The sequence below is a fragment of the Mycobacterium sp. E740 genome (genome assembly GCF_001672895.1).
In the GTDB taxonomy this organism is placed as follows: Bacteria; Actinomycetota; Actinomycetes; order Mycobacteriales; family Mycobacteriaceae; genus Mycobacterium.
Genome location: NZ_LZKP01000131.1, coordinates 1 through 592, shown reverse-complemented (window position 1 = coordinate 592; position 592 = coordinate 1). Strand labels below are relative to the sequence as shown.

General features: G+C 67.2%; 2 protein-coding genes and 1 pseudogene. 1 reads left to right on the top strand and 2 read right to left on the bottom strand.

Going from position 1 to position 592, the window contains the following annotated elements; all coding sequences use genetic code 11:
- Together A5663_RS12655 and A5663_RS22620 are read right to left on the bottom strand one after the other, a co-directional pair.
- Positions 1–251 (bottom strand): histidine kinase N-terminal domain-containing protein (locus tag A5663_RS12655; RefSeq protein ID WP_197503381.1); only part of this gene is annotated, 251 nt, incomplete at its 3' end.
- A gap of 40 nt (positions 252–291) precedes the next feature.
- Positions 292–414: pseudogene (locus A5663_RS22620) on the bottom strand (biotin/lipoyl-containing protein); the annotation flags it as partial.
- A gap of 19 nt (positions 415–433) precedes the next feature.
- Here A5663_RS22620 and A5663_RS12650 point away from each other — a divergent pair.
- Positions 434–592, top strand: a 159-nt coding sequence (locus tag A5663_RS12650) for a biotin/lipoyl-binding carrier protein (RefSeq protein ID WP_068149016.1), incomplete at its 3' end; no start/stop codon positions are given.

The window sequence follows — 592 nt, the reverse complement described above, 5'->3', positions numbered from 1 at the left end:
GCGACGACGGGCATCGCGTCGGCGTCGGCCAGGGTGGCGACCGCATCGGCCAACAGCACGGTCGGCGCGGTGTTCGGCCGCACCTGGGCAACGCAGACCAGTGAGCCGTCGTCGCGGCGCACCCACATCAGGAAGTCGGCGAAGGACAGGTCGGCGAGCAGCTGCCATTCCCCCACCACGGCATGCAGATGGTCGACTGCCTGACCGGGCAGCATGGTGTGCTCGGCGAGCAGGTCACCGAGGGTGGACATCGGGTGCTACTTCCGCGGTCGCGTCACGCAGGTGAGGTGATCAGCTGATCACCGCGATTAGATCTCCGGCCTGGATCACGTCGCCGACGGCCACGCTCACCTTGCTCACGGTGCCCGCCACCTCGGCCAGCACCGGGATCTCCATCTTCATCGACTCCAGCAGCGGAGTGAGTGGGGTGATGATGGCCGAGGACGTTCGCGCTGAGATCGTGGCCAGTGTGCTCGAGGTCGTGGTGAGCGAGGGCGATCAGATCGGCGAGGGCGACACCCTGGTGCTGCTGGAGTCGATGAAGATGGAGATCCCGGTGCTGGCCGAGGTGGCGGGCACCGTGAGCAAGGTG